Here is a 20,251-nt window from a genome sequence, read left to right on the forward strand (position 1 = left end):
TGACGTGCTGCCTACCGAGAATCGGCTGAGGCGGCGCGAAGAATTCGCGACCGCGGTACGCCGAGGACGCCGGGCCGGTCGCCCGCTCCTTGTCGTCCATCTACGCAGCGGTGCAACGGACCCGCACGCGCCTGGGGAGAGCGCTCCCCCGACGCGTGCGGGTTTCGTCGTCAGCAAGGCCGTGGGTGTGGCGGTCGTCCGCAACCTGGTGAAGCGAAGGCTTCGCCATCTGATGCGCGATCGGCTGTCCCAGCTGCCCCCCGGTAGCCTGGTGGTCGTACGAGCATTGCCCGGCGCGGGCGATGCCGATCATGCACATCTGGCCCGAGACCTGGACGCCGCCCTTCAGCGGCTGCTGGGAGGGGGTGCGCGATGAAGTACCCGCTGCTGGCCCTGATCAAGCTGTACCAGTGGACGATCAGCCCGCTGCTCGGGCCCGTCTGCAGGTACTACCCGTCGTGTTCCCACTACGGATTCACGGCCATTGACCGGCATGGCGCGGTGAAGGGCACGGCACTGACCGCCTGGCGCATTCTGCGGTGCAATCCGTGGTCACCGGGCGGCGTGGACTACGTCCCCGAACGCAAGCGCCCTCGTTGGCACGAGGCGCTGCGCAACGCCTGGCGCGGCACCAAGGGCGGGCACTTTGCCGCAGAGACCGAGCCCAGCCCGGCCGCAGAGACCTCGCCCAATGCTCAAGGAGCCTGATTAGTGGACACGATTGCCAGTCTGTTCAGCTTTATCACCTGGCCTGTTTCCTGGGTCATTGTCCAGTTCCACAGGTTGTACGGCGCGATCTTCGGGCCGGACACGGGCTGGGCCTGGGGCCTGTCGATCGTGTCCCTCGTGGTGCTGATCCGTATCTGCCTGATCCCGCTCTTCGTGAAGCAGATCAAGTCGACCCGGAACATGCAGGCGCTCCAGCCGAAGATGAAGGCGATCCAGGAGCGCTACAAGAGCGACAAGCAGCGACAGTCCGAAGAGATGATGAAGCTGTACAAGGAGACGGGCACCAACCCGCTCTCCTCGTGTCTTCCCATCCTGGCGCAGTCGCCGTTCTTCTTCGCGCTCTACCACGTGCTGTCGGGCATCGCGAGCGGCAAGACCATCGGCGTCATCAACCAGCCGCTGCTTGAGAGCGCCCAGAAGGCGCACATCATGGGCGCCCCGCTGGCGGCCAAGTTCACGGACAGTGCCTCCAAGGTCGAGAGCCTGGGCGCCACGCTGACCGACGTCCGCGTCGTGACCGCGATCATGATCGTGATGATGTCCGCCTCGCAGTTCTTCACCCAGCGCCAGCTGATGACGAAGAACGTGGACCTCTCGGTGAAGACGCCGTTCATGCAGCAGCAGAAGATGCTGATGTACGTCTTCCCGGTCATGTTCGCCGTGATGGGAATCAACTTCCCCGTCGGCGTCCTCGTCTACTGGCTGACCACCAACGTGTGGACCATGGGCCAGCAGATGTACGTGATCAGCCAGAACCCGACGCCGGGCTCGAAGGCGCAGGCCAGCTACCTGGAGCGGCTGAGCAAGAGCATCGCCGCCCACAGTGACGTCCGTGGCAAGCGCCGTCGCGCGGTGGTCCAGGCGATCGTGGCCAAGGGCCCGGACCGCAACGACAACGAGCGCAAGTTCATCAGCGGCCTGGCCAAGCAGGGCTTCGCGGCCCAGACCGACGGCTCCGTGGCCAAGAGCGAGACGGCCGTGGCCGAGGCGGAGGGCGGCGGGCCCAAGCGGCAGCAGCCCAAGCGCCAGACCAAGGCTCAGCGCCAGTCCGCTGCGACCGCCGCGCAGGGTGGCGGCGACGGTGAGGAGCCGGCGAAGACCTCGCTGGACAAGGGCACGTCGGACGAGGACTCCGCGGAGAAGCAGGACGCGCCGCAGAACGCCAAGTCCAAGACGGCGGGCAAGCCCGCCTCCGGTACCGCACGCAGCAAGGCCCAGTCCGGACAGCGCAAGGGTCAGCAGCGGCCCAAGCACCCGTCCAAGAAGTAAGAAGGAGTCCATCCGTGACGGAAGGCACCATCCCGGCCGCCGAGGGTGTCGACACCCTGTCCCGCCTGGAGCAGGAGGGGGAGATCGCCGCCGACTACCTTGAGGGCCTGCTCGACATCGCCGACCTGGACGGCGACATCGACATGGACGTCGAGGCGGACCGTGCCGCGGTTTCGATCATCAGCGACGCCAACAGCCGTGACCTGCAGAAGCTCGTCGGCCGTGACGGTGAGGTGCTGGAGGCGCTCCAGGAGCTGACGCGACTGGCCGTGCACCGGGAGACCGGCGACCGCAGCCGTCTGATGCTCGACATCGCGGGCTTCCGGGCCAAGAAGCGCACGGAACTGTCCGAGCTGGGTGCCAAGACCGCGGACGAGGTCAAGGACTCCGGCCAGCCGGTGAAGCTCCAGCCCATGACGCCGTTCGAGCGCAAGGTCGTGCACGACGCGGTCGCCGCCGCCGGTCTGCGCAGCGAGTCCGAGGGCGAGGAGCCGCAGCGCTTCGTCGTCGTGCTCCCCGCCTGAGCGGTTCCTTGCTTGTTCGGCCCCGTCTGTTCGCAGGCGGGGCCGATCTTTGTCAGCCTGATATCAGCCACCCCAGCGCGGGAAGCGCGGTACGGAAGGACGGTCCCCCGTGACGGAGGCAGCAGCAGAGCTTCCCCAGGCGCCCGAAGAGGCGCGCGCGGTATTCGGCGAGTACTTTCCGGAAGCCGTCCGGTACGCCGAGCTGCTCGCGGACGCGGGAGTCAAGCGCGGCCTGATCGGCCCGCGCGAGGTGCCCCGCCTCTGGGAGCGCCACCTGCTCAATTGCGCCGTGCTCTCCGAGGTCGTTCCCGAGGGCGTCACGGTCTGCGATGTCGGCTCCGGTGCCGGTCTGCCCGGTATCCCGCTGGCGCTGGTGCGCCCGGATCTGAAGATCACGCTCCTTGAGCCGCTGCTGCGGCGCACCAATTTCCTCCAGGAGGTCGTGGAGCTGCTGGGCCTGGACCATGTGACCGTGGTGCGCGGCCGGGCCGAGGAGATGCTGGGCAAGGTGCAGCCGGTGCATGTGGTCACGGCCCGGGCGGTGGCTCCGCTGGACCGGCTGGCCGGGTGGGGCGTGCCCCTGCTGCGCCCTTACGGCGAGATGCTGGCGCTCAAGGGCGACACCGCCGAGGAGGAGCTCCAGAGCGCGCGGGCAGCGCTGAGCAAGCTCGGTGTGGTGAACACCTCAGTGCTGCATGTCGGCGAGGGCATCGTGGACCCGCTTTCCACGGTGGTGCGGGTCGAGGTCGGGGAGAGCCCGGGCGGTGTGCGGTTCGCCGCCAAGCGCGCCAAGGCCGCCAGGACCGGCCGTACCAGGCGCCGCCGCTGACCCGCAGGGCCCGTCGAGGGGCGGATGCTCCATAGAAGGTGCGATACGTACGCATTTCGGAGTGTCGTGACGATCTGACCGCAGGGCGCGTGCATCGTGTTTCACGTGAAACGTCGCTCTCTGCTGCATGGAATCATCAGCCGCGGCCGTAATGCCGCGCCGCGCGACCGCAAGCCCTTGGGCGGGGCCCTGGAGTCCCCTTCACGGGCTACGGAGTTGTCCACAGAGGTGGATTCATCCACAGAAGAACGGGCCTCGCTGGTTCACGACCCCGAAAGCATGGCAGGCTCTGTGCATTGCGAGCCTGAAGTCGAGGAGAGTGAATCCTTGCGGTCCGACGCCAACATCGCGGGACCGATGACCGACCCGGTCCCCGGTCCCCGTACCGAATCGGCGGGGGAGGATGTTTCACGTGAAACACCGCCCCCGATGGACGACACCCCCATCGGTCGTGCTGCCCAGCTGGCGGTGGAAGCTCTCGGCCGTGCCGGCGAGGGCCTGCCCCGGCCGGAGCAGACACGCATCATGGTGGTCGCCAACCAGAAGGGCGGCGTGGGAAAGACCACTACCACGGTCAATCTCGCCGCCTCCCTGGCGCTGCACGGTGCCCGGGTTCTGGTGGTCGACCTCGACCCGCAGGGCAATGCCTCCACCGCGCTGGGGATAGACCACCATGCCGATGTCCCCTCGATCTATGACGTCCTGGTGGAGAGCAGACCGCTCTCCGAGGTCGTCCAGCCGGTCCGGGACGTGGAGGGCCTCTTCTGTGCCCCGGCCACGATCGACCTGGCCGGTGCGGAGATCGAGCTGGTGTCCCTGGTGGCACGGGAGAGCCGTCTGCAGCGCGCCATCCAGGCGTATGAGCAGCCGCTGGATTACATCCTGATCGACTGCCCGCCGTCCCTGGGGCTCCTCACCGTCAACGCGCTCGTCGCCGGTGCCGAGGTCCTGATCCCCATCCAGTGCGAGTACTACGCGCTGGAGGGGCTGGGCCAGCTGCTGCGGAACGTCGACCTGGTGCGAGGGCATCTGAACCCCACGCTGCATGTCTCGACGATCCTGCTCACCATGTACGACGGCAGGACCAGGCTCGCCTCCCAAGTGGCCGACGAGGTGCGCAGCCACTTCGGCCACGAGGTCCTGCGGACGAGCATCCCGCGATCAGTACGTATCTCGGAGGCTCCGAGCTACGGCCAGACGGTGCTCACCTATGACCCGGGCTCCAGCGGCTCGCTCTCGTATCTCGAAGCCGCCCGCGAGATCGCACTGCGCGGGGTCGGCATCAACTACGACCCGACGCACATCCCCGTGGGCAGTCAGAACAACCAGCACAGCATGTCGGAGGGGATCCAGTGAGTGAGCGACGTAGAGGTCTGGGGCGCGGGCTCGGTGCGCTGATCCCCGCCGCCCCGCAGGAGAAGCCCGTGCCCTCGGTGGGGACGGCTTCCACGTCCCCGGCGGCGGTGCCGGTGCTGACCGCGGAGCGCGGGGTGGCGGCGGCGAAGGTTGCCACGCTCGCGGCGCCCTCTGTTTCACGTGAAACACCGGTGCCGGTCCAGGCACACGAGCCGACGGTGTCGCAGCTGAAGGCGCCTGCGGGGGCGTACTTCGCGGAGCTGCCGCTGGACGCCATCACGCCCAACCCGCGCCAGCCGCGTGAGGTGTTCGACGAGGACGCCCTCGCCGAGCTCATCACCTCCATCAAGGAAGTCGGGCTTCTCCAGCCCGTCGTCGTCCGGCAGCTGACGCCCGAGCGCTTTGAGCTCATCATGGGCGAGCGGCGCTGGCGGGCCTGCCGCGAGGCGGGCCTGGAGCGGATCCCCTCGATCGTGCGGGACACGGACGACGACAAGCTGCTCCTGGACGCACTCCTGGAGAACCTGCACCGCTCCCAGCTGAACCCGCTGGAAGAGGCTGCGGCGTACGACCAGCTGCTGAGGGACTTCGAGTGCACGCATGACCAGCTGGCCGACCGCATCGGCCGATCGCGCCCGCAGGTCTCCAACACCCTGCGCCTGCTGCGGCTCTCGCCGCCGGTTCAGCGCAGGGTGGCGGCCGGGGTCCTCTCGGCGGGCCACGCCCGGGCGCTGCTCTCCGTCGACGACTCGGACGAGCAGGACCGGCTGGCGCACCGCATCGTGGCCGAGGGGCTTTCGGTGCGAGCGGTCGAGGAGATCGTGACCCTGCTGAACTCGGAGCCCAAGAGCGCTGCCAAGGCGAAGGGCCCGCGCGCCGGGACCCGGCTGGCGCCGGCGCTCTCCGATCTGGCCTCCCGGCTCTCGGACCGCTTCGAGACGCGGGTGAAGGTCGACCTCGGCCAGAAGAAGGGAAAGATCGTCGTCGAGTTCGCGTCGATGGACGATCTGGAGCGGATCCTCGGCACCCTCGCCCCGGGCGAGGGTCGGGTCCTCAACAAGGGCCTCGCCGAGGAGTCCGAGGAGGGCGACGAAGCCTGAGCCGGTGAGCTGCTCACCTTCTGAGCCACGGCAGTTGTCGTGAAGGGCGGGCTGTGTTCCGATGCATACGGGAACACAGCCCGCCCTTTGCTGTTGTGCGGTATCCGCACTGGCGTTGGGTGGATACGATGCGTTCTGGTATGGCACATCCACCTTGGGCCACTTCGGAGGGAGGGCGGGGAGCCATGCGAACGGTGAGCCGTACCCGACTGGTGACAGCGGGGCTGGGCCTCGGGGCGGTCGGCGGGTTCGTCGGCAGTCTCCTCCGGGAACGGAGTGCACTGGCAGCCGCCCACGGGGCGGCAGGCGAGGGAAGCGAGGAACAGCCTTCATGGGGCGTCGGCTTGCACCGCTCACGCTGGACAACCTTCCGGACCTCCCCAAGCGCTGCCGCGCCTGTGTCTTCTGGGAACTTGACCCAGTCAGCGGAGAGGCCGCGATAAAGGCGGGGACGCCCGAGCTCGAAAAAGAAGCCTGGATATCGGCCGTGCTCCTGGAGTGGGGCTCGTGCGGCCGGGTCGTCTACGTCGACGAGGTGCCGGTGGGCTTCGTGCTCTACGCCCCACCCGCGTATGTGCCGCGCGCCACGGCCTTCCCCACCAGCCCGGTGTCCCCCGACGCGGTGCAGCTGATAACGGGGTGGATCATGCCCGGGTATCAGGGCCAGGGGCTGGGGAGAGTGATGGTGCAGACGGTTGCCAAGGATCTGCTGCGCCGGGGCTTCAAGGCCATCGAGGCGTTCGGGGACGCCCGCTGGCACGAGCCCGCGTGTGTGCTGCCCGCCGACCATCTCCTGGCGGTGGGCTTCAAGACCGTACGGCCGCATCCCCGGTATCCCCGGCTGCGGCTGGAGCTGAGGACGACGCTCTCCTGGAAGGAAGACGTCGAACTGGCCCTGGACCGGCTGCTGGGAGCCGTCCAGAAGGAACCCGCCCTGCGGCCGCTGTAGAACATCACGCCACTCGCGGAACGCTACGGCCGTCGGGCGTCCGGAAAATGCGAACGGGCCCGGCCCTCTGATGAGGGTCGGGCCCGTTCACGCTGTTTCACGTGAAACAGCGCGGCTGGGACTTACTCGCCGATGAAGCCGTCGAGGTCGCGCAGAAGAGCGGCCTTGGGCTTGGCGCCGACGATGGTCTTGGCGACCTCGCCACCCTGGTAGACGTTCAGGGTCGGGATGGACATCACGCCGTACTTGGCGGCAGTGGCCGGGTTCTCGTCGATGTTGAGCTTGACGATCTCGATCTGGTCGCCGTGCTCCGCCGCGATGGCCTCCAGGGACGGGGCGATCTGGCGGCACGGACCGCACCACGCCGCCCAGAAGTCCACGAGTACGGGCTTGTCGCTCTTGAGGACGACCTCGTCGAAGTCGGCGTCGGTCACGTTCTTCAGGGTGCCGGCCACGGCAGCCTCCTTGCGGGTGTGGGGTGAGGGGGTGGGGAGGGAGGTCAGATGGTTCAGACGGCGGCCGCGGCGGCCTTCTCGTCGTCGGCGAGCGCGGCCAGGAAGCGCTCGGCGTCGAGAGCGGCGGAGCAGCCCGTACCGGCGGCGGTGATCGCCTGGCGGTAGGTGTGGTCCACCACGTCACCGGCGCCGAAGACACCGGTCAGGTTGGTGTGGGTGGAGGGCGCGGCGACCTTGAGGTAGCCCTCGTCGTCCAGGTCGAGCTGGCCCTTGAAGAGCTCGGTGCGCGGGTCGTGGCCCACAGCGATGAAGAGGCCGGTCACCGCCAGCGCGGAGGTCTCGCCGGTCTTGGTGTTGCGCAGGGTCAGACCGGAGAGCTTCTGGTCGCCGTGGATCTCGGCGACCTCGCTGTCCCAGGCGAACTTGATCTTCGGGTCGGCGAAGGCGCGCTCCTGCATCGCCTTGGAGGCGCGCAGGCTGTCCCGGCGGTGGACGATGGTGACCGACTTGGCGAAGCGCGAGAGGAAGGTCGCCTCCTCCATCGCGGTGTCGCCGCCGCCGACCACGGCGATGTCCTGGTCCTTGAAGAAGAACCCATCGCAGGTGGCGCACCAGGAGACACCGCGCCCGGAGAGCTTGTCCTCGTTCGGCAGCCCGAGCTTGCGGTGCTGGGAGCCGGTCGTGACGATCACGGCCTTGGCGCGGTGGACGGTGCCGGCGGTGTCCGTGACGGTCTTGATGTCGCCGCTGAGGTCGACGGCCACGACGTCGTCGGGGACCAGCTCGGCGCCGAAGCGCTCGGCCTGCGCCCGCATGTTGTCCATGAGGTCGGGACCCACGATTCCGTCGCGGAAGCCGGGGAAGTTCTCCACCTCGGTGGTGTTCATCAGCGCGCCACCGGCGGTGACGGCGCCCTCGAACACCAGCGGCTGAAGCGACGCACGCGCGGTGTAGAGCGCAGCCGTGTAGCCGGCCGGCCCGGAGCCAATGATGATCACGTTACGGACGTCGCTCACGGGTTTCTTCCTCGTCTCTGCGGACTGCCTACTGCCTACCGGGGCCCGGTCCAGGACTCTCACCCCACCCAACGGATCCTACGGGGCGAGCATTCCCGGAGCGTCTCACCGACGGGGATAGGCGTGGGTCAGCAGCAGCTTGCCCTTGGCGTCGGGCGCCGCGGTCTCGCAGGCCGCGTCGACGACATACGCCTGGACCTGCGAGGTGTCCGTGGGGTGCGGAAGGACGACGAGGTACGCCCGGGTCCCCTGGTACTCGCCGGTTTCGTAGGCGAGCGGAGTCTCCGAGGTCCGGCCGGTGCCCGCCTGGACGCACGGCGGCACGGTGACGTCGACGCCGAGCTTCGGGGAGTTGGACGTGATGCCGAGGTCCGGCTTCTTGCCCGACGGGGAGGTCCCGGCGCTCTCCAGTGCGGGCCGGGAAGACAGCAGGGTCTGCACCTGCCCGGCGAGGGAGGCGTCGGAGAAGACGTCCCCGTGCTGCTGGGGGGACGCCATGTCGGACTTCTGGGCGTGGTTGTCGTCGGACGGCTGGAGCGTCTGTACCAGGAAGACACTCACCCCGATCGCCGCGGCGCCGAAGACAGCTCCGAGCACGGCCGTGCGGCGACGCCGAGGTGTGCGGGGGCGACCGGGTCCGGTGGCTGCCCTGGGGCGCCCGGCCGGGCGGTCTGCCGCGGGAGTGTCGGCAGGGCCGGATCCGAGCGATGTTTCACGTGAAACATGCGCCGCGTCGTCGGCCGTCTCGGCGCTGACGGGCGTTCCCTTGGTGACGGATACCGCGGTCGCCTCCACGGGTACGGGCGACTCGTTGGGCGCCGTGGCGTCGAGGAGGGCCTCGGCGGCCAGCGCCGCGTCGATCCGGCCCGCGATGTCGGCGGGCATGCGCGGCGGCCCGGGCAGGGTGCCGAGCAGCTCGCGGATCTCCGCCAAAGAGGCGTGGACGTCCGCGCAGAGGTCACAGGCGTCCAGGTGCCGGCGTACGTCGGCCGTACGGGAGGGGGGCAGCAGGCCCTCGTGGAGGTCGGAGATCTCCGAGACGTCCGGGTGCTGAGTCATGTCGGCCGTGGATGTCACGTGCGCCCACCTCCGCCCTTCACAGCAGCAGGATCATTCGGTCCTGCGTCCCTTGGTCCCGACGCAGGTGGGACGGATGTCCCCGGCGTCCGGTTCCTTCCCCCACCGGGCTCCTGGCTATCCCCCGTGTCGCCGGCATCACCGCGCAGATGACTGAGCAGGGGTTGCAGCCGCGCCCGGCCCCGGGCGCAGCGGCTTTTGACGGTTCCCACCGGTACGTCGAGGACCTCCGCCGCCTCCGCCACCGGATAGCCCTGCATGTCGACCAGGACCAGAGCGGCGCGCTGTTCGGCCGGGAGCGTCCCCAGCGCCTTCACCAGCTGCCGGTGCAGGTCCTGGCGCTCCGCGGGGGCCTCGGCCGACTCGTGGGGCTCCAGGAGCAGCTCCAGGCGCACCGCGTCGTCGACCGGCGAGGTCTTGCGGGACGCCGCCTTGCGGGCCCGGTCGAGGCAGGCGTTCACCGTGATGCGGTGCAGCCACGTCGTGACGGCCGACTGGCCACGGAAGGTGTGCGCGGCCCGGTAGGCCGACACCAGGGCGTCCTGGACGGCGTCGGCGGCCTCCTCGCGGTCGCCCAGTGTCCGCAGAGCGACCGCCCAGAGTCTGTCCCGGTGGCGCCGGACGAGCTCACCGAAGGCGTCGGGGTCACCGTCGACATGGCGGGCCAGAAGGTCCTGGTCGCTCGCGCCGCCGTATGTGGCGTCGTCCAACGGTGAGCCCCCTCCCCGCGCTGTCGGATCTTCTGTCGGATTTCCGGATCAGCCGGTGAACTTGACGTCCGTTATGGCCTGCTTGAAACCGGCGCCGCTGAATTCGTCCTGGGGCGCGTCCGGCAGTGCCGTGAGCCACAGGAGGACATAGCGGGTCTTCACCGGCTTTTTCGCCTTGAGATCGGCCGAGGTGCTGCTCGTCGTCGTGGTCGCGATCTGCTTCATCGAGCCGACCGGCGTGCTCGGCGACATGGAGTCCGCCGCGTACAGCGCCAGCGTGGTGTGGTCGCCGCCGTACCGGAGTGCTATCGACGCCGCCGACACGTCCTTCTCGGACCCGAGGTCGTAGACGATGCCCACACCCTGCTTGAAGGGGGCGAGCTTGGGGCCGCCGATGTAGCTCTTGGAGTTCCAGTACGTGGACGAGTCGCCGTCGTACGTCTTGCCCACCGCCTCGGGCTTCTGCGGCTTGCCGTCCGGGGCGTACTCCTCCGCGCCCTGGATCCGCAGCGGCACCGGCGCCTTCGGCTTGTCGCCGTCGCTCTTGTTCGGCTGCTGGGACGTCCCGGACTCGCCGGAGCCCTTGTCGTGGCCCAGGACCTTGTCCGCGAGCTGCCAGCTGCCGAGGCCGAGGGCGGCGATCAGGAGCGCCGAGACGGCCCACTTGATCGCCTTGCCGGTACGGCCCTGGAGCGTGGGCGGCGGGGCCGGCACGACCTGGGTGACCGCCGGGTGCGGTCCCGCGGGCGGGCGGCCGTAGGTGCCCTGCTGGTAGGTGGTGCGCTGGTACTCGGGCGGCGCGGTGAACGCGGGCTCCGGCGGGCGGATCCGCGGCATCGCCGAGACGGCCTTGACCAGCTCGTCCGGTGTGGTGCAGGCCGGCTCCTGGCGCGACGCGGTGGCGCCGTCGTTGGCCAGCGCCCGCATGGCGAGCTCGGAAAGGCCCCGGTGGACGCCCGCGCGCACCTGGTCGGGAGCGATCAGGCCGACGCCCTTGGGCAGCCCGTGCAGGCCGTAGGCATCGCTGTCGTACGGCCAGCGCTGGGTCAGCGAGGCGTACAGCAGCGCGCCGATCGCCTCCGTGTCGGTCCGCTGGGGCGTGTCGGAGGTGATGCCGCGCAGTGCGGCGTTCACCGCGAGCCCGCGGATGCGGTACTGCCCCGAGGAGGTCCGCAGGACCGCGCCGGGAGTTAGCCGCAGATGCGCGAGGCCCTCGCGGTGGGCCGCCGCCATGGCCTGGGAGATCTGGGTGACCATCTGGTAGGCGTCGTGCGCCTCCAGCGGGCCGGAGGCCAGCAGCGCGGTCAACTCGGTGGCGTCCGGCAGCCACTCGTGGACCACGTAGACGAGATCGTTCTCCTCCACCGCGTCCAGGACCTGGACGAAGCGCGGGTCCCCCAGGAGCGCGGACGAGCGGGCAGCCGCCAGCACGGAACGCGCCCGCGGGTGGTCCGCCGGGAGCAGATGGACCCCGACGGCGCGGCGCAGCTTTTCGTCGACCGCCCGCCAGCTGCTGAAACCGTCCAGACGGGTGACGCACTCTTCGAGCCGGTAGCGTCTGGCGAGCTTGTGGCCGCTGTGCAACTCCGGTGTGGCGATGGAGGGCTCGGCGGGCTTCCGTTCACCGCCCGTGTCGCCGGGGCCCTGCTCCGCCGTGTCTGCCGTATCGATGGATTCCGCCACCCCGTCGGTCGTGGTCCCGTCCGCCTTGGCGGTCAGCGGGTTGTCGCCGCTGTTGTCGGCCACGTCGACGGCAGCCGTGCTACGTTCCGCCACCGTCGTTCCTGCCTCCCCATCCGTTGCGTGCTGTCGGCCAGCCATGCAAAGTCCTGCCAATTGTGCCCACAGTCCGGCGCTATGCACGACACACGGCGGCGGACGATGGTTGTGCGCGAGAGAACGGACTCAGCGTCCGAGCCGTCCCCGCACCATTCCGACCATGGAGTTGAGCTCCTCGATCCGCATCTTCTTCGCCGCGACGAAGAAGACACCGAGCAGCACGGTCCCGCCCACCACGAGTGCGACCAGCGAGCCGAGCGCCCCCTGGCCGAGCCCCTTGAGGACGACGTAGCCCAGCGCGCCGCCGATCGCGGCCGCCGGGACGGCCGCCAGGGACAGCCTCGCGTACGTACGCAGGACGCGCGTGCCGTCCAGGTCGCCGCCCAGACGGTTGCGCAGCCGGCGCCAGGCCACCCCGACGCCCACGGCGTAGGCCAGACCGTACGCGCCCGCCATCCCCACGACTGCCCACTGGGCGGGCAGGACCACGTAGCAGGCGGCCGAAACCGCGGCGTTCACTGCGGCCACGATGACCGTGTTGTAGAACGGCGTCCGCGTGTCCTCGTACGCGTAGAAGCCGCGCAGCACGACGTACTGGACCGAGTACGGGATCAGCCCCAACGCGAACGCCATCAGGATGAAGCCCATGGACCGGCCCGCCTCGACGCCGCTGCTGGAGTACAGCAGGGTGCACATCGGGACGCCGAGCGCGAGGAACATGAAGGAGACCGGGACGATCGCGACCGCCGAGTTGCGCAGGCCCTGCGAGATGTCGTCGCGGACCGCGCCCGGGTCGTTGTCGTGCGCGGCCCGGGAGATGCGCGGCAGCAGCGCCGCCATCACCGAGACCGTGATGATCGCCTGCGGCATGCCCCAGATCAGCTGGGCGTTGGAGTAGGCGAGGAAGCCGGCGCCGTGCTCGCCGGAGGCCTTTCCGGCCGCCGTGGCGAGCTGGGTGACGACGAGCACGCCGGCCTGGTTGGCGAGCACGAACAGTACGGTCCACTTGGCGAGCTGGACCGTCTTGCCGAGACCGTGGCCCCGCCAGTCGAAGCGCGGCCGGAAGCGGAAGCCGGTCTCCCGCAGGTACGGGACCATCGCCAGGGCCTGGACGACCAGGCCGAGCAGGGTACCGAGGCCCAGGAGGCGGATGCCCTCCGGCGGGATCGTCTGCACGCCCATGTGGGACTCGGCCGACGTGCCGTACACCCAGATGAACAGGCCGAACGTGCCGATCATGACGATGTTGTTGAGGACCGGGGTCCACATCATCGCGCCGAACTTGCCGCGGGCGTTGAGGATCTGGCCCATCACCACGTGCACACCCATGAAGAAGATCGTGGGCAGGCAGTAGCGGGCGAAGGTGACGGCGACGCTGTTGGCGGCCGTGTCGTCGGAGATGGTGCCCGACATCAGCTTGATCAGCAGCGGAGCGGCGAAGACGACGATGGCGACGATGGCGCCGAGCGCCACCATGACGAGGGTGAGCAGCCGGTTGGCGTATGCCTCGCCGCCGTCCTCGTCGTCCTTCATGGACCGCACCAGCTGCGGCACGAAGACGGAGTTCAGGCCACCGCCGACGGTGAGGATGTAGATCATCGTCGGCAGGGTGTACGCGATGGTGTACGTGTCGCCCAGCAGCGAGGTGCCCAGCGCCGCGGTGATCACCAGGCTGCGGACGAAGCCGGTCAGGCGCGACACGAGCGTGCCCGCTGCCATCACGGCGCTCGACTTGAGCAGCCCGGAGGCGCGGCCGCCGGACTTCTGCTGCGGTGCGGCGGGCAGCGGCTCGGGCTCCGGGGTGGCCGGTGCCGGACCGGACCCCTGCTGGTCGCGGTAGAGATACGCGAAGGCGTCCTGCTCCGGCGGCTCCTCGCCGGCCTGGGTGACCAGGTCGTCGACGCCCACGAACTGCGTGGTGCCGGCGGTGTCGCCGTACGGCAGATGGCGCGAGGGGCCGTCCGGCTCGGGCGGCGGGGTCTGGGCCCAGATCCGGGGGTCCGGCGCGTACTGCTGCGCGGGCGGCTGCTGGTAGAGCGGCTGCGGCTCGGCGTAGGTGCCCGGGGGCGGCGGCGGGTGCGCGGCGCGGTCGTACAGCGCCTCGGTCACCGGGTCCTGGGCGTACAGGTCCTGCGCCCGGTACGGATCGTTGCCGTAGGCGTCCTGGAAGTACGGGTCCGGCACGGGCTGCTGCGGCGGCACCTGCTCGGCGTAGGGAGGCACCGGAGGCGTGTTGCCGGACGACGCGGAGCCGCCGCCCGCGCCCTGCCCGCGGTCACCGTCGTACGGCGCGTTCATGGTTACCCCACCTCATCGTCCCCGGCCTGGCCGGCCACGGTGCATAGCGATAGCTCAATGCTCCACTTTCTCACCCGTGCCGGGCGAGGCCCCGCTTTCCGGACCGGTGTCCGGTGTCGGGTCACTCGGCTGCTCGGGATCGTCGCCGCCGTCCGCCTCCGCGCCGTCGCCTTCCCCGGTCTCCCCGGCCGCCTTGCGGGCCGTCGACCGCTTGCGCTGGGTGTACATCCTGATGCCCGCGAGGACGAGCAGCAGGACACCGCCGGCGATCACCAGCATCACGGTGGGGGTGATCTCGGAGACCTTGACCGTGAACTCCATCGGATCGCCGTACGGCGTGCCGTCCTGCGTGTAGAGCCGTGCGGTCACCTGAACGGGGCCGTTGGCGTTCGCGGTGGCCGTGAACTTCACCGACTGGCTGTGACCACCGTCGATCTTGACCGGCTGCCCGCCGTTCGCGTCCTCGTTGGTGGTCACCTTCAGGCGGGAGGGGTTGCTCGGCTCCAGCCGCAGCACCAGATTGCCCACGGGCTGGACCAGCTGGTTCTGCACGGTGACGGCGAGGGTGGCGCTGCGCCCCGACATGGTGGCCGTGGACTTCTGGATCAGCCGCACCTCGCCGGTGAGCCCGTCCAGATAGCTCTGCACCCCGGCCCGGTAGATCACGGCCCCTTCGCGGTCGCCGCGCCAGGACGTCGACATCTCGCGGTTGACGGCGTTGCCGAAGGGCGTGACGACGCGGTCGGGGGCGGTCAGGATGACCTTGAACTTGTCCAGGGTGCCCTGGGTGCTCTTCATGTCCTGGAACGCCTGCACCGGCAGTTCCTGCCTGCGCAGCGACCCGGGGTACGAGGAGGAGCCGGGCACCCGGGCGGTGGCGCGCGCGTCCGGCTTGGCCGTGGCGGCAGCGGTGAGGTCGAGCGGCTCGGTCCAGCGCTGCGTGCTCAGGGCGCGGATGGCGCTCGCCATCGTCTGGGCCTGGCTGGCGGTCGGCATCCGCTGCGGGGCGACGACGATGCTGCGCTGCTTCTCCGTGTCCTGGAGCGTGATCGCCAGCGTCTGGGCGAGGAACTCCTGGACGGCCGGGGTGGAGTTCCCGGCCCGGGACATGTCGCCCTCGAACGCCGTCGAGAGGCGGGCGTCGGAGACCACGGCCGTGGTGCCGCCGCCGATCGGCCGCGCGGCCGACGGCGAGTACAGGAGGCCGCCGGTCTCGCGGAGGCTGTCGCTGCGGGCGATCACGTTGTGGGCGCCCGCCGAGGTGGCCACGTCGACGATCGAGGGGTCGACCGCGCCCTCCACCGGCCAGGTGAAGTCGACCGAAGGCGTCACATGGAGGATGGTCTCCACGGTCTTCTCGGCCACCTCGGTGGCCCCCTGCAGATGGCTCAGCGACCCGGAGACGTCCTTGCCGCGATGGGCGAGCGAGGCCAGGTCCGGGTCGGCGAAGGGCAGCGCGACGACCTTCTCGCCCTGTACCGCGTCCTCAAGCTCGCCCAGCCACTGCTTGGCCACGTCCTGGTTGGTGCCCGGCACATCGGTGTCGCCGGACTTGACCCGGTAGTTGCGGGTCATCGCGTCGACGGTGGCGAGCAGATCGGGGTCGATCACCCAGGTCACCGGCAGCTGACCGCCCAGCGAGACCATCCGCTCCAGCCGGCCGCCGGGCGCGAGCTCTGCGGCCAGCGCGTCGTCGGCGAAGACCGGGGTCTGCTGCTCGTCCGAGCCCGTCTGGGCGGTGAGGTGGGTCGACGACATCAGCGGCCACATATAGGTGAGCTGCGACTTCTTGCCGTCGACGGCCTCGGGCTGCCACGGCAGGAAGGTCCGCTGGATGCCCAGGACCTGCTCGTACTGCTGGTTCGCCGTCTGCCCGGACAGGGAGACGCCCAGCTGGTAGACGCCGTCGCCGCCCAGCCCCAGCTTGCTCACCGGCACCGAGAGGGTGAAGTCCCGGCTGATCCCGGGGGCCAGCTTCGCGAACTTGACCGTGTACTTGTCACCGACCTCGGCCGGGTCCAGGCCCGGCGCGTAGCCGCTGCGCTGGGAGGCGTCGTCGATCGCGGTCCGGCCGTTGAGCCGCTGGCCCACCCGCAGACCCACATGGGCGCCTGTGACGGTCTGCTTGCCCGTGTTGGTGACCGTGCCGGAGATCGTCAGCGTGTCGCTCTTGACGGGGGCGCTGGGCGACATCGAGTCGAGCGTCACCTGGACGGTGCGCGAGACAGGCGCCGCTCTGCCCGGTGCGGCCGCCTCGCTGGCGTGGGCCGCCGTGGTGGCGGCCGTGCCGGAGAGCAGACCGGCGATCAGGGGAGCGCCGACGAGCAGTGCCGCTGTGCGGCGCAGCCACCGGCGGGCAGGAGAGGAGCCCATCCCCTGAGAATCTGCCGCCTCGGCCACGCGTCGCCCGTCCCTCGTCGTCGTCAGCTGTGTCGGTGGTTGTCGATTCCTGCGTCCACGCATGGTAACGAGGTCGACTGTGGCGAAGTGCCGTGGACTGCTCCACATGATCGGAAGAGTGTGCCAGGGAGCCAGGTGAGGCGGCTTTCCGGGGCCGTGGAGAGCCCGCGAGGACGAGTGAGCCGGGGCGGGCGGAAACGGTGACGCCCCGGTCGGCCGGGGCACGTACCCTTTTCTGTTGTGCCGAACGCCAACGAAGACAACCCCAGCGCCCTGAGCCAGGTGCAGCGCCGCGCGGTCAGCGAACTGCTGCGGGTCTCCCCGGTCGCCGACGACCTCGCCCGCCGCTTCCAGGAGGCCGGGTTCTCGCTTGCCCTGGTCGGCGGGTCGGTACGGGACGCGCTCCTCGGCCGGCTCGGGAACGACCTGGACTTCACGACCGACGCCCGCCCCGAGGACGTGCTGAAGATCGTGCGCCCGTGGGCGGATGCGGTCTGGGAGGTCGGGATCGCGTTCGGCACCGTCGGCTGCCAGAAGGACGGCTACCTCATCGAGGTGACGACGTACCGCTCCGAGGCGTACGACCGCACCTCGCGCAAGCCCGAGGTGTCCTACGGCGACTCCATCGAGGAAGACCTCGTCCGCCGCGACTTCACCGTCAACGCGATGGCCGTGGCACTCCCCGAGAAGGAGTTCATCGACCCGCACGGCGGCCTGGAGGACCTGGCGGAGCGCATCCTGCGCACCCCCGGCACCCCGGAGGGGTCTTTCTCCGACGACCCGCTGCGCATGATGCGGGCCGCGCGTTTCGCGGCCCAGCTCGACTTCGAGGTGGCTCCCGAGGTCGTCGCCGCGATGACGTCGATGGCCGAGCGGATCGAGATCGTCTCCGCCGAGCGCGTGCGCGACGAGCTGAACAAGCTGCTGGTCTCCGTACACCCGCGCAAGGGGCTGCGGCTGCTCGTGGAGACCGGGCTCGCGGACCACGTGCTGCCCGAGCTTCCCGCGCTGCGGCTGGAGAGTGACGAGCACCACCGGCACAAGGACGTCTACGAGCACTCGCTCACGGTGCTCGACCAGGCCATCGCCCTGGAGAAGGACGGGCCCGACCTGGTGCTGCGCCTCGCCGCGCTGCTGCACGACATCGGCAAGCCGAGGACGCGCCGGTTCGAGCAGGACGGCCGGGTCTCCTTCCACCACCACGAGGTGGTCGGCGCGAAGATGACCAAGAAGCGCATGATCGCGCTGAAGTACTCCAACGACATGGTCAAGGACGTCTCGCGCCTGGTGGAGCTGCATCTGCGCTTCCACGGCTACGGAACCGGCGAGTGGACCGACTCGGCGGTGCGCCGGTACGTACGAGACGGCGGCCCGCTCCTGGCGCGGCTGCACAAGCTGACCCGCTCGGACTGCACCACGCGCAACAAGCGCAAGGCGACCGCGCTGTCGCGGGCCTATGACGGGCTGGAGGAGCGGATCGCGCAGCTCCAGGAGCAGGAGGAGCTCGACTCGATCCGCCCGGACCTGGACGGCAACCAGATCCAGGAGATCCTGGGGATCGGGCCGGGCCCGGCGATCGGTCAGGCGTACAAGCACCTGCTGGAGCTGCGCCTGGAGAACGGGCCGATGGAGCACGACGCGGCCGTAGCGGCGCTCAAGGAGTGGTGGGCCCAGCAGGGCTGAGGTCGGCCACGAGGACGTTTCACGTGAAACATGCGCCGATGTTTCACGTGAAACACGGCGACCCGTCGATATGCCGAGGGGCGGTGTTTCACGTGAAACACCGCCCCTCAGGTCTCCGCTGGGACTACTTCTTGTAGTTCTCCAGGCAGAGGGTGAAGTCCTTGCTGCCGCCCGTCTCGGTGTACTCCGAGTACTTGTTGCGGTCGCAGCCGCTGTTGTCGTCCTTCTTCTGGACAACCTTGTACTTGGCCTTGGAGTCGCCGCAGTCCACGACCTTCAGGTCCGGGTTGGTCGTGGAGTCGGGGTTGCCGATGCTCATGCAGTCGCCGACCTTGGCGGTGTCGGCGTCATGACGGCTGGTGTACCAGCCGATGGCCGCGGCGATGAGGACGCTCACCACGACGACGATCCGGACGATCTTCTTGATGTTGCGGCGCGGCGGGGCGGGCGCCGGCGCGTGGGGTATCGGACCGCCCTGGTTGATGTAGGGCGACTGCTGCGGCGGGACTCCCGGCTGACCCGGCTGCTGACCGTACGGCGCGCCTCCCTGCGGCTGCCCGTACGGGGCTGCGCCCTGCGGCTGTCCGTAGGGAGCGTTGGGCTGCGGCGCGTACGGGTTCTGGCCCTGGGGCGGCGGAGTGGACACTTGGGGGTTCCCCCTTGGTGAAAAACAGATGATGTATGACGCCCGTAAGGTAGCGGGCCCGGCTGACATCCCTGCTACCGGAGGGGACTCTGTGGCCCTGATGTGACACTCAGCCGCGCTGAAAGCGGGTCATAAACACCGCTACTGCCGCGTAGATCACAGAGACCGTGACAACCAGAAGTGCCGACTTTCCGTCAGGCGGCAGCATCAGCGCGGCAACCGCGGCGGCGCCGACGAAGGCGACGTTGAAGAGCACGTCGTACAGCGAGAAGATCCGGCCGCGGTAGGAGTCGTCCACCGAGGACTGCACCACGGTGTCCGTGGAGATCTTCGCGCCCTGGGTGACCAGCCCCAGGACGAAGGCGGCGACGAGCACCGGCACGGGGGCGAACGGCAGCCCCAGGGCGGGCTCCAGGACCGCCGCCGTCCCCGCGCACACCGCCATCCAGCGGTAGGGCCCCAGCCGCGCCACCGCCCCCGGCGTCACCACGGCCGCCGCGAAGAACCCCGCCCCCGAGATGCCCACCGCAAGCCCCAGCAGCGCCAGCCCGTCGGAGGTGCCGTCGGCCCAGGCGTACCGGCAGAGCATCAGCACCAGCACGGTGAGCGCCCCGTAGCAGAAGCGCATCAGCGTCATCGCGATCAGCACGTGGGCGGCCGTGCGGCGCTTGTGCAAGTGACGCAGCCCGTCGGTGAGTCCGCGTGCCGTCGTGCCGATCGCGGAGCGGATTCCGGGCCGCACCGCGTCGGGGTCGGGCCCCAGCAGTCCGTGTGGCAGGCGCAGCGACCACAGGGCCGCGCACAGATAGAGGAGCGAGCCGAGCAGCACGGTGGCGGCGTCCGCCGGGAGCACCAGACGCAGCCCGAAGGCCAGACCGCCGCCCGCGGTCGCGGCGAGGGTTCCGGCGGTCGGCGAGAGGGAGTTGGCCATGACGAGCCGCTCCTCGTCCACGACCCGGGGCAGCGCGGCCGAAAGTCCCGCGAGGACGAAGCGGTTGACGGCCGTGACGCAGAGCGCGGAGGTGTAGAAGAGCACGTCGGGCGCGGAGGTGAGCAGAAGCAGCGCGGTGCAGCCGGCCAGCAGGGCGCGCAGCAGATTGCCGTACAGAAAGACCTGGCGCCGCTGCCAGCGGTCCAGGAGGACGCCCGCGAAGGGGCCGACGACCGAGTAGGGCAGCAGCAGAACGGCCATGGCCGAGGCGATCGCCGTGGGCGAGGTCTGCTTCTCGGGGGAGAAGACGACGTGTGTGGCGAGCGCGACCTGGTAGACGCCGTCCGACGCCTGGGAGAGCAGTCGTACGGCCAGCAGATGCCGGAAATTCCTCAGGCGCAGGAGTACGCGCAGATCACGCACGACAGGCATGTGTGCAAGCGTCACATACGGAGAGGGCCCCTGCGCCGGCACGGCACAGGGACCCTCAACAGTCGGGC

At 69.7% G+C, this 20,251-nt stretch carries 18 protein-coding genes; 9 read left to right on the plus strand and 9 right to left on the minus strand.

Features of this window, described 5'->3' with window-relative positions:
* Positions 1–4 precede the first annotated feature (4 nt).
* The 8 genes from rnpA (at position 5) to OG965_RS21355 (ending at position 6,756) form a co-directional block, all read left to right on the plus strand.
* Positions 5–376 (plus strand): ribonuclease P protein component, encoded by a 372-nt coding sequence (gene rnpA / locus OG965_RS21320; protein ID WP_371653682.1) that lies wholly within the window; start codon positions 5–7, stop codon positions 374–376.
* Positions 373–708, plus strand: a complete 336-nt coding sequence (yidD, locus tag OG965_RS21325; protein WP_371653683.1) for a membrane protein insertion efficiency factor YidD — start codon at positions 373–375, stop codon at positions 706–708. The genes rnpA and yidD overlap by 4 nt, the downstream gene beginning before the upstream one ends.
* A gap of 3 nt (positions 709–711) precedes the next feature.
* Positions 712–1,998, plus strand: coding sequence for a membrane protein insertase YidC (yidC, locus tag OG965_RS21330; protein WP_371653684.1), 1,287 nt, complete (start codon positions 712–714; stop codon positions 1,996–1,998).
* 14 nt (positions 1,999–2,012) lie between these two features.
* Entirely contained in the window at positions 2,013–2,522 is a 510-nt protein-coding gene (locus tag OG965_RS21335; protein ID WP_371653685.1) for a protein jag, read from the plus strand.
* A 109-nt stretch (positions 2,523–2,631) separates the two neighbouring features.
* Positions 2,632–3,351, plus strand: a complete 720-nt coding sequence (gene rsmG / locus OG965_RS21340; RefSeq protein WP_371653686.1) for a 16S rRNA (guanine(527)-N(7))-methyltransferase RsmG — start codon at positions 2,632–2,634, stop codon at positions 3,349–3,351.
* A gap of 279 nt (positions 3,352–3,630) precedes the next feature.
* The gene (locus tag OG965_RS21345; RefSeq protein WP_371653687.1) at positions 3,631–4,707 is read left to right on the plus strand and encodes a ParA family protein; all 1,077 of its coding nucleotides are present in this window, start codon (positions 3,631–3,633) and stop codon (positions 4,705–4,707) included.
* Positions 4,704–5,807 (plus strand): ParB/RepB/Spo0J family partition protein, encoded by a 1,104-nt coding sequence (locus OG965_RS21350; protein WP_371653688.1) that lies wholly within the window; start codon positions 4,704–4,706, stop codon positions 5,805–5,807. Before OG965_RS21345 ends, OG965_RS21350 begins: the two co-directional genes overlap by 4 nt.
* Positions 5,808–6,138: 331 nt before the next feature.
* Positions 6,139–6,756 (plus strand): GNAT family N-acetyltransferase, encoded by a 618-nt coding sequence (locus tag OG965_RS21355; protein ID WP_371653689.1) that lies wholly within the window; start codon positions 6,139–6,141, stop codon positions 6,754–6,756.
* A gap of 122 nt (positions 6,757–6,878) precedes the next feature.
* Here OG965_RS21355 and trxA read toward each other — a convergent pair whose 3' ends face one another.
* The 7 genes from trxA to OG965_RS21390 form a co-directional block, all read right to left on the minus strand.
* Positions 6,879–7,211 (minus strand): thioredoxin, encoded by a 333-nt coding sequence (trxA, locus tag OG965_RS21360; RefSeq protein ID WP_371653690.1) that lies wholly within the window; start codon positions 7,209–7,211, stop codon positions 6,879–6,881.
* 53 nt (positions 7,212–7,264) lie between these two features.
* Positions 7,265–8,227, minus strand: a complete 963-nt coding sequence (gene trxB, locus OG965_RS21365) for a thioredoxin-disulfide reductase (protein WP_371653691.1) — start codon at positions 8,225–8,227, stop codon at positions 7,265–7,267.
* 105 nt (positions 8,228–8,332) lie between these two features.
* Positions 8,333–9,304 (minus strand): anti-sigma factor, encoded by a 972-nt coding sequence (locus OG965_RS21370; RefSeq protein ID WP_371653692.1) that lies wholly within the window; start codon positions 9,302–9,304, stop codon positions 8,333–8,335.
* Positions 9,301–10,014, minus strand: coding sequence for an RNA polymerase sigma factor SigM (gene sigM, locus OG965_RS21375; RefSeq protein WP_371653693.1), 714 nt, complete (start codon positions 10,012–10,014; stop codon positions 9,301–9,303). The genes OG965_RS21370 and sigM overlap by 4 nt, the downstream gene beginning before the upstream one ends.
* Before the next feature lie 48 nt (positions 10,015–10,062).
* Entirely contained in the window at positions 10,063–11,790 is a 1,728-nt protein-coding gene (locus tag OG965_RS21380) for a protein kinase family protein (protein ID WP_371653694.1), read from the minus strand.
* 129 nt (positions 11,791–11,919) lie between these two features.
* A complete protein-coding gene (murJ, locus tag OG965_RS21385; protein WP_371653695.1) occupies positions 11,920–14,091 on the minus strand; it encodes a murein biosynthesis integral membrane protein MurJ in 2,172 nt (723 codons plus the stop codon).
* A gap of 54 nt (positions 14,092–14,145) precedes the next feature.
* Positions 14,146–16,491, minus strand: coding sequence for a DUF6049 family protein (locus OG965_RS21390; RefSeq protein WP_371653696.1), 2,346 nt, complete (start codon positions 16,489–16,491; stop codon positions 14,146–14,148).
* A 240-nt stretch (positions 16,492–16,731) separates the two neighbouring features.
* On the opposite strand from OG965_RS21390, the gene OG965_RS21395 reads away from it, so the two are divergent.
* Positions 16,732–18,174, plus strand: a complete 1,443-nt coding sequence (locus OG965_RS21395) for a CCA tRNA nucleotidyltransferase (protein WP_371653697.1) — start codon at positions 16,732–16,734, stop codon at positions 18,172–18,174.
* A gap of 124 nt (positions 18,175–18,298) precedes the next feature.
* On the opposite strand, the gene OG965_RS21400 is transcribed toward OG965_RS21395, so the two are convergent.
* Positions 18,299–18,820 carry a hypothetical protein gene (locus tag OG965_RS21400; RefSeq protein WP_371653698.1) on the minus strand — a complete coding sequence of 174 codons (522 nt, stop codon included), beginning with the start codon at positions 18,818–18,820 and terminating at the stop codon, positions 18,299–18,301.
* 109 nt (positions 18,821–18,929) lie between these two features.
* Positions 18,930–20,183: an MFS transporter gene (locus OG965_RS21405; RefSeq protein ID WP_371653699.1), complete on the minus strand. Its 1,254-nt coding sequence runs from the start codon at positions 20,181–20,183 to the stop codon at positions 18,930–18,932.
* Between the last annotated feature and the right edge of the window lie 68 nt (positions 20,184–20,251).

Source organism: Streptomyces sp. NBC_00224, assembly GCF_041435195.1.
Classification (GTDB): Bacteria; Actinomycetota; Actinomycetes; order Streptomycetales; family Streptomycetaceae; genus Streptomyces.